This is a genomic window from Cupriavidus sp. 8B, assembly GCF_054589115.1.
Window position 1 is genome coordinate 1 of the sequence record NZ_BAAILO010000535.1, and the last position, 8,827, is coordinate 8,827.

The following is an 8,827-nucleotide window of genomic DNA, read 5'->3' on the forward strand; positions in this document are numbered from 1 at the left end:
ACTGAAGTTAACACCGTCAGATTGTGTTTACAAGTAGCACTGCCTTATCGAGGACGCCGATTTGTGGGCAAACCTCAGCCCTGAGGGGAGAGGGAGTAAGCACCGTCGTCATTTCAATCCCCGTTGGCGCATCCTGTCAGCTTCGTCCAGCGCTGCCGGGCTAACCAACTACGCCATGTCGTTCAGGTGGCAAGCCGAAAACCGCATCGGCGCGATTTCCTTCAGCAGCGGCTGCTCCTCCCGGCAGCGCGGCATCGCATGCGGGCAACGCGGATGGAAATGGCAACCCGGCGGCGGATGCAGCGGCGAGGGAATCTCGCCCTTGATCGCCACGAACGTCTTCTTGCCCACTTCCAGCTTGGGGGCCTCGGCCAGCAGCGCCTGCGTGTAGGGATGGTTGGGGCTGGCGAAGACATCTTCCGCCGGCGCCGACTCCACCACCCGCCCCAGGTACATGATCACCACCCGGTCGCTGATGTGCTTGACCACGCCCAGGTCATGGCTGATGAACAGGTAGGTCAGGTTGAGGTCCTCGCGCAGGCGCATGAAGAGATTCAGCACCTGCGCCTGGATCGAGACATCCAGCGCCGCCACCGACTCGTCGCACACCAGGAATTCCGGCTTGACCGCCAGCGCCCGCGCAATCCCGATGCGCGCGCGCTGCCCGCCCGAGAACTGGTGCGGGAAGCGGCGTAGCACGGTGGGGTCCATGCCCACGCGTACCAGCATGTCTTCCACGTAGCGTTTCTGCTCGCTGGCCGGCACCATGCCGTGCACGACCGGCGCCTCGCCAACGATGTCCATCACGCGCAGGCGCGGATTCAGCGACGCATACGGATCCTGGAAGATCATCTGGATCGCCAGCTGCTTCTCGCGCTTCTTCTCCGGCGGCAGGCGGTCCAGGTCAACGCCCCTCCACAGCCGGGAGCCTTCGGTCAGCGAATGCAGGCCCACCGCCATGCGGCCCAGCGTGGACTTGCCACAGCCGGACTCGCCGACGAGGCCAACCACCTCGCCCGCGCGAATGGACAGGTCGACCCGGTCGACCGCATGCACCACTTCCTCTTTCGCCCCGGCGCCGAAGAGGTTGGCGATCTTGGCCGCGACGTCGAGCGATTTGACGAAACGCTTGGACACGCCCTTCAGCTCGAGGATGGGCGCGTTGGGCGTGGGTTCTGCGATGGGTTCGGTCTTCATGGCGGCGAGTGCGGGATCAACGACGGCGGCGCTCATGCGGCCTCCTGCTGGGCAAGGACCGGATGAAAGCAGCGCAGGCGGCGCCCGTCTGCCGCGGTGTCGAGTGGCGGCGTTGTCTTGCACACATCGGTGGCGTAGGCGCAGCGCTCGCGGAAAGCGCAGCCGGCCGGCAGGTTCAGCAACGAAGGCGTCATGCCGGGAATCTGCCGCAGCGGCGCGCCGCGCGGATTGCGCGACGGCGCGGAACTGATCAGGCCGTGCGTGTAGGGATGCTCAGGGCGCTCCAGCACCTGGCGCACATCGCCGGCCTCGACAATCTTGCCCGCGTACATCACGCACACCGTATCGGCCAGGCCGGCCACCACGGACAGGTCGTGGGTGATCCAGATCAGCGCGGTGCCGGACTCGCGGCACAGCTTTTGCATCTCGTAGAGGATCTGGCCCTGGATGGTGACGTCCAGCGCGGTGGTGGGCTCGTCGGCGATGATCAGGTCCGGCTTGTTCAGCAGCGCGATGGCAATCGCCACGCGCTGGCGCATGCCGCCCGAGAACTGGTGGGGATAGGCGCGCAGGCGCTCGTCCGGCGAAGGAATCCCGACGCGGGCCAGCGCATTGCGCGAGCGCTCGCGCGCCACCGCCTTGTCGACCTTTTCATGCGCCAGCACTGCCTCGATCATCTGCGTGTCGATGCGCAGGACCGGGTTCAGCGTCATCATCGGATCCTGGAAGATCATCGCGATGCGGTTGCCGCGCACATCGCGCATCTGCGCCGGCGTGAGGTTGCGCAGGTCGCGCGTGACGCCGTCGCGGCTGGTCAGCTCGATGCGGCCATCCACCACTTTGCCCGGGGAATCGATCAGGCCCATGATCGAGTAGCCGGTCATCGACTTGCCCGAGCCGGACTCGCCCACCAGGCCCATGATCTCGCCCCGGTCGACCGAGAACGAGACATCGTCCACGGCGCGCGCGATACCGCCGCGCGTGAAAAACTGGGTCTTGAGGCCTTCCACCACAAGGGTCGGTTTGCTCATATTCGCTCCTGTCGTGCTGCGTTACTGCGTTTGCAGGCGCGGATTGAGTACATCGCGCAGCTGGTCGGCGACCAGGTTCATGGCCACGATGGTGACCACCAGCGCAATGCCCGGGAAGAAGCTGATCCAGTACTTGCCGGACAGCATGTATTGCTGGCCGTTGGCGATCAGCGAGCCCAGCGACGGTTCGGTAATGGGCACGCCCAGGCCGAGGAAAGACAACGTGGCCTCCAGCGTGATCGCCGATGCCACCTGCAGCGCCGCGATCACGATCAGCGGCGGCAGGCAGTTGGGCAGCAGGTGGCGGAACATGATCCGCCCCGGCGGCAGGCCCAGGCAGGTAGCGGCCTCGATATATTCCTTGCGCCGCTCCACCAGCGCCGCGCTGCGGGTGGTGCGGGCGTAGTAAGCCCACTGCACCGCCACCAGCGCGATCACGATATTGCCGATGCCCGGCCGCAGGAATGCCAGCAGGATCAGCGCCAGCAGGATCGGCGGGAACGACAGCTGCAGGTCGGCCACGCGCATGATGATGGCTTCGACGCGGCCGCCCAGGAAGCCGGCGATCAGCCCAAGCGTGGCGCCCAGCAGCAGCGCGATCACGGTGCTGACCACGCCCACGCCGATGCTGATGCGCAGGCCGTACATCACGGCTGAGAGGATATCGCGGCCCTGCTCGTCCGAGCCGAGCAGGAAGGTCATGCCGCTGCCGGACTGCTCGCCCGGTGCCATGCGCGCGTCGAGCACGTCGAGCGTGGCCAGGTCATATGGGTTCTGCGGCGACAGCCAGGGCGCGAGCAGCGCGATCAACAGGACGATGATCAGCAAGGTCAGGCCGGTCACTGCGATCTTGCTCGAGAAGAACTGGCTGGCGAAGCGCCGCAGCGGGGTCTGCTCGGCTAGCGGCGGGGCCGCGGTGGTTTCGGTTGCGGTTGTCATGAGCTCAGCCCTTGTTGTCGGCGATACGCACGCGCGGATCGAGCACGCTGTAGATGATGTCCACCAGCAGGTTGATCAGGATGAACAGCGTCACGATCACCATCAGGTAGGCCACGATGACCGGCCGGTCGAGCAACTGGATGGAATCGATGATCAGCTTGCCCATGCCGGGCCAGGCAAAGATCGATTCGGTCACGATGGCAAAGGCGATGATCGAGCCGAACTGCAGGGCAATCACCGTGACGATGGGGATCATGATGTTCTTGAGCACGTGCACACCCACGATGCGGGTATTCGACAGGCCCTTGGCCCGTGCGAACTTGACGTAGTCCTGCAGCATCGCCTCCTGCGTGCCGGCCCGCGTGAGGCGGATCACCATGGCGATATTGAGCAGCGACAGCGTCACCGCTGGCAGCAGCAAGTGACGCAAGCCGTCCACCGTGAGGAAGCTGACGGGGATGCCGAGCAAGGCGCTGGTTTCACCGCGCCCGTTGGACGGCAGCCAGCCCAGTTGCACCGCGAACACCATGATCAGCATCAGCCCGACCCAGAAGGTGGGCAGCGAAAAGCCGAGGATGGAAACGCCCATGATGGTCTTGCCTGCCACGCCGCCGGGGCGCAGGCCGGCCCATAGCCCGAGCGGGATACCGAGCAGCACGGCCAGCAGGATGGCGCACACGGCCAGCTCCATGGTGGCCGGCATGCGCTCGAAGATCAGCTTGAGCGCGGGCGTGCCGTGCGCGAACGAGGTGCCGAGATCGCCGTGCAGCGCGTTGCGCAGGAAGATCCAGTACTGTTCCCAGAGGGGCTTGTCGAGCCCGAGCGCCGCGATGGTGCGCTTGATGTCCTCCTGGTCGGCCTGAGGATTGATCAGGATATCGACCGGGTTGCCGATGGCAAAGACGCCCAGGAAAACCAAGAGCGACATGACGAAGAGCACGACTACGCTCTGCATCAGGCGCCGAATAATGAAAACCAGCATGTTCGGAAGCTTTCCTTCGCCGATGACAGGTCACGGCGCCTGTAGGCGCCGCTTGGCTGCACCGGCAGTCGGCTCGTGGCTAGGCCCGGCTACCGTCCGGGGATGATTCGTCGGGAAGCGGCCGCCCAGACCGCGGACGCTTCCCGCTTTTACCTGCAAATACCTGCAAATGCCTGGCCGGGGGCGCGACGTCATGGTCGCGCTCGCCAGCCTCACCTTTTACTGCTCAGGCCCTCGCAACGTCAGGCCTTCAAGTTACTGCGGCTTGAAATTGTGCGCGTAGGTCCGTTCGTCGGTACGTGGCACGTAGGTGATGCCCTTCTGGGTGGCCCAGGTGGTCACCTGTTGGTGGATCGGGATGATACCGCCATCGTTGACGGCAATCGCGGTAGCTTCCTGCAGCAGCTTGGAGCGCTCGCCGTCATCCACCGTGGCCAGCGCCTTTTCCAGCACTACGTCCATCTTGGGATTGCAGTACTCGCCCCAGTTGGTCGTGCCAAAGCCCTTTTTCGGATCCTCGCAAGCCAGCAGCGCGCGCAGCGGCGAGCTCACTTCGCCGGTTTGCGCGCCCCAGCCCAGCAAACCGAACGAGAATTCATGCTTGATGCCCTTGGAAGAATAGGTCGCCATCGGCATGCCCTCGACCTTGGTCGCAATGCCGATGCGGGTCAGGTTCTGCGCAATGGTCTGGGCGATCTTCTCGTCGTTGACGTAGCGGTTGTTAGGCGTGTGCAAGGTGATGCCGAAGCCGTTCGGGTAGCCCGCTTCGGCCAGCAGCTTCTTGGCGCCTTCCGGGTCGTACTTGACCGTCTTCAGGTTCGGGTTGTAGCCGAACAGCGTGGGCGGCACCAGGTTGTTGGTCGGCTCCGCCAGGCCTTCCATCAGGCGGTCCTTGATGCCCTGGCGGTTGATGGCCATGCTGATGGCATTGCGCACGCGCGCATCCTTCAGCGGGTTCTTATCCATCGGCGCGCCTTCCTTGGTGGTGACAAAAGGCGACTTGTCTTTCTTGTCATCGGTGTAAAGGTAGATCACGCGGTGCGAGATCTTGGAGAAGAACGACAGCTTCGGATCCTTGCGCACCTGCGGCAGGTCAGGCGTCGGTACGTTCTCGATGGCCTGCACGTCACCGGACAGCAGCGCCGCCATGCGGGTGGCCGGGTTCGGGATGAAGCGCAGCGTCACCTTGTCCCAGGCGGGCTTGGGACCCCAGTAGTCGGGGTTCTTCACCAGTTCGACCCGGTCGTCGCGCGCGTAGTTGACGAACTTGAAGGGGCCGGTGCCGATCATGCCCTTGCCTTGCGCGAAGTCGTCCGAGGTCAGGCCCTGCGTAGCCTTCTTCTGCACGATGAAGATCGACGTCAGGTCGTTCAGCATCAGCGGGTACGGCGTGTTGGTGGTGAGCTGGATGGTGTGCTTGTCGATCACCTTCTTGTTGATGATCGCCTTGGTGTAGACGTCGAACTTGCCGGGGCTGCTCTGGATGGTGGACGGACGCTCGAGCGACCAGACGATATCGTCGGTGGTGAGTTCCGAGCCGTCGTGGAACTTCACGCCCTTGCGGATCTTGAATTCCCAGGTCAGGTTGTTCACCAGCTTCCAGGATTCGGCCAGGCCGGGAATGATCTTGCTGTCCGCATCCATCTTCACCAGGCACTCGAACATGTGCTCCGAGACGTTGATGTTGGAGAACAGATTGTAGAAGTGCGGATCCATCGAGGTCGGGGGCGAACTCATGGCCAGCTTGAAATCGACCGCGTGGGCCTGGCCGGCAAAACCGAAGCTCATGGCCGCGGTTACCACCATGGCACCGAATGCCTTCTTGCATGTGCGAAGGGACATCGCGCAACTCTCCCGGGAAGAAATGTAGCAAATGACTACTAGGGGCAGCGCAGGCAAATCGCGCCAGGCGCCGCATTTTGGTGCGGCTACGGACGCGGCAGGCGGCAACGTTGCCAGGCAAGCACATCAAGCATGAACTGTTCCAGCACTGCACCATCCGGGGCAATGCGGGGAAACCCCCGCGCTGATTGGCGGTCATGTGCCTCGGGAGCGCTTGTGAAAGTGGCGGAAGTGTCCTGCCGGGTGCCTGCTTTGGCGCTTTGGACTGAGCCGTCGTATGATCGGGGTATCCCACGCCCTCAACTGGCATCATGACACTCATCCCCGAAATTCTTCAGGCGCAGTCTGAAATCCGCAGCATCCGACGCGACATCCACGCCCATCCGGAGCTTTGCTTCAAGGAGGAACGGACGTCCGACGTGGTGGCGCAGAACCTCGCTGCCTGGGGCATCGAGGTCCATCGCGGCCTTGGCACCACCGGCCTGGTCGGCGTGATTCGCAATGGCAGCAGCAAGCGCAGCATCGGCCTGCGCGCCGACATGGATGCCCTCCCGCTGCAGGAGGCCAACACCTTCGGCCACCGCTCGCAGCACGACGGCCGCATGCATGCCTGCGGCCATGACGGCCACACCGCGATGCTGCTGGGCGCGGCACGCTACCTGGCGGAGCACCGGAATTTCGACGGCACCATCAACCTGATCTTCCAGCCGGCCGAAGAGGGCGGCGGCGGCGCGCGCGAGATGATCAAGGATGGCCTGTTCGAGCGCTTCCCGTGCGATGCCGTGTTCGGCATGCACAACTGGCCCGGCATGCCGGCCGGCAGCTTCGGCACCACCGCCGGCCCGCTGATGGCGTCGAGCAACGAATTCCGCATCGTCGTGCGCGGCAAGGGTGCGCATGCTGCGTTGCCGCACAACGGCAACGACCCGGTCTTCACCGGCGCGCAAATCGTCTCCGCGCTGCAGGGCATCATTACCCGCAACAAGCGCCCGATCGATGCCGCCGTGATCTCGGTCACGCAGTTCCATGGCGGCGATGCCACCAATATCGTGCCGGACCAGGCCTGGATCGGCGGCACGGTGCGCACCTTCACGCTGCCGGTGCTGGACCTGATCGAGCGCCGCATGGAGGAAGTCTCGAAGGCGGTAGCGAGCGCTTTCGATTGCACCGTGGAATTCGAGTTTCACCGCAACTATCCGCCCACCGTCAACAGCGAGGCGGAAACCGCGTTCGCCGTCGAGGTGGCGAGCGAACTGGTCGGTGCGGGCAATGTCGATGGCAAGATCGAGCCGACCATGGGCGCGGAGGACTTCTCCTTCATGCTGCTGGAAAAGCCCGGTTGCTACCTGTTCATCGGCAACGGCGAAGGCGTGCACCGCGAAGCCGGCCACGGCCTCGGCCCCTGCATGCTGCACAACCCCAGCTACGACTTCAACGACGAGATCCTGCCGGTCGGCTCGACCTTCTTTGTGAAGTTGGTGGAGAAGTGGCTCGCGCCTGCCTGAACGCGCGTCAGTCCAGCGCGATGTCGCCGTACCAGCTCTCGGCGCGGCTCTTGGTGTTGTCGGTATCGGTCATGATGCCGATCGCCACCACCTTGCCCGGATCGGCCCCGAAGGCCTTGCGGTAATCGGCACGCAGGTCGCGCCGATGGCAGCGCCATTCGCCGGTATGCCGGGTACCTGAGTCGACCACGATCATCCGCACACGGTCGGTGTGCGGATTCGACACCACGGATCCCTCGGGCTTGCGCCCGCCCCAGATGTACATCAGCGTGGCATAGGGCATCTCGCGCCCCGTTGTCAGCCGTGCCATCTCGTACATCAGTTGATCCTTCAGCGAGAGGCTGCCCTTGTCGCCATCGAAGGCGACGAAGATGCGTAGCGGCGCGTCCTCGCGCGGGGCCAGCGAATTGTCAGCGCTACGGATGACGTCGCGCGTCTTCCACGTCCAGTTCAGCATGCCCGGCTCGCGCCCGACCAGTGGTACATACAGGCCGGATGCCGAATTGTCGGCTTCGGCATGCAACACCATGCGTTGGTCGACTTCTGTCAGGGTATAGCGTGTGGGAATCTTGTTGCGATTGACGGTCCAGGGCTGCCAGCCTGCCGGCTTGCTAAGCCCGCTTGTCGCTGTGGAGAACAAGGGCAGGGGCTTCAGCGTAGGGTGGTCTTCCGGCTCACTGGGCTCACTGGCGTGATCGGCTTCGGCTGGATTCTGGCTCGTTGCGATCTGGTCTGGTGTCAGGTTCTCGGCGGAAACCGGCGCCTGCGCCGGCGGGGCGAGCTTGAGTTGCTCAATGTGCGCGGCAAAGCTGCCGCAATCGTTCGACGCGACCGCGGCCATGGCGCCGGGACCCGACAGCGGGATCGGTCCCCGCGGCGTGGACGCCGTTCCGAGTGTGCCGCAACCCGCCAAAACAAGCGCACCTACCACGCCGATCAGCACCGACAGGCAAAATCTGGCCGCCATTCATCCCCCAAACCTGGATGCCGCCAGCTGGTCGTGCGTTCTGGCGCGCAACCGGCCCGGGCTCTTTTTCAATCTTTCGAACTGCGTCGATGCATCGAACCGCGTCACGTCCGGCCAAGCCGGGGCTTGAGACAAACGGTAACAGAAGGATATGGGGGAAGAAAGGCTCCAGTACCCTGACGCGGGATTCCTGGTGTGGCGGCAGCGCAAATCGCTGCCGCAAAAGCAAAACCCCCCAGTACTTTCGTACTGGGGGGTTTCAAGGGATAGCCTGGCGATTACCTACTTTCACACGGGTATCCGCACTATCATCGGCGTGGAGTCGTTTCACGGTCCTGTTCGGGATGGGAAGGGGTGGTTCCAA

The 8,827-nt window shown here is 64.0% G+C and carries 7 protein-coding genes and 1 rRNA gene; 1 reads left to right on the forward strand and 7 read right to left on the reverse strand.

Features of this window, described 5'->3' with window-relative positions; translation table 11 throughout:
- Window positions 1–168 precede the first annotated feature (168 nt).
- The 5 genes from ACYP5B_RS47285 to ACYP5B_RS47305 all read right to left on the reverse strand — a co-directional run bounded on the left by ACYP5B_RS47285 (window position 169) and on the right by ACYP5B_RS47305 (window position 5,991).
- The gene (locus ACYP5B_RS47285) at window positions 169–1,233 is read right to left on the reverse strand and encodes an ABC transporter ATP-binding protein (RefSeq protein ID WP_400102645.1); all 1,065 of its coding nucleotides are present in this window, start codon (window positions 1,231–1,233) and stop codon (window positions 169–171) included.
- A complete protein-coding gene (locus ACYP5B_RS47290) occupies window positions 1,230–2,228 on the reverse strand; it encodes an ABC transporter ATP-binding protein (RefSeq protein WP_267605161.1) in 999 nt (332 codons plus the stop codon). The genes ACYP5B_RS47285 and ACYP5B_RS47290 overlap by 4 nt, the downstream gene beginning before the upstream one ends.
- A 21-nt stretch (window positions 2,229–2,249) precedes the next feature.
- Complete coding sequence (locus tag ACYP5B_RS47295) at window positions 2,250–3,167, reverse strand: ABC transporter permease (protein WP_318237727.1); 918 nt, start codon at window positions 3,165–3,167, stop codon at window positions 2,250–2,252.
- Window positions 3,168–3,171: 4 nt separating this feature from the next.
- A complete protein-coding gene (locus tag ACYP5B_RS47300; RefSeq protein WP_318237728.1) occupies window positions 3,172–4,149 on the reverse strand; it encodes an ABC transporter permease in 978 nt (325 codons plus the stop codon).
- Window positions 4,150–4,404: 255 nt separating this feature from the next.
- Window positions 4,405–5,991, reverse strand: a complete 1,587-nt coding sequence (locus ACYP5B_RS47305; protein WP_459574269.1) for an ABC transporter substrate-binding protein — start codon at window positions 5,989–5,991, stop codon at window positions 4,405–4,407.
- Window positions 5,992–6,302: 311 nt separating this feature from the next.
- Between ACYP5B_RS47305 and ACYP5B_RS47310 the strand changes: the two genes are divergently transcribed.
- On the forward strand, window positions 6,303–7,496 hold the full coding sequence (locus ACYP5B_RS47310) for a M20 aminoacylase family protein (RefSeq protein WP_459574271.1): 1,194 nt from the start codon (window positions 6,303–6,305) through the stop codon (window positions 7,494–7,496).
- A gap of 7 nt (window positions 7,497–7,503) precedes the next feature.
- On the opposite strand, the gene ACYP5B_RS47315 is transcribed toward ACYP5B_RS47310, so the two are convergent.
- Both ACYP5B_RS47315 and rrf read right to left on the reverse strand, forming a co-directional pair.
- A complete protein-coding gene (locus ACYP5B_RS47315) occupies window positions 7,504–8,463 on the reverse strand; it encodes a DUF3047 domain-containing protein (protein WP_459574273.1) in 960 nt (319 codons plus the stop codon).
- Between the two features lie 269 nt (window positions 8,464–8,732).
- A 5S ribosomal RNA gene (gene rrf, locus ACYP5B_RS47320) occupies window positions 8,733–8,827 on the reverse strand; the annotation flags it as partial.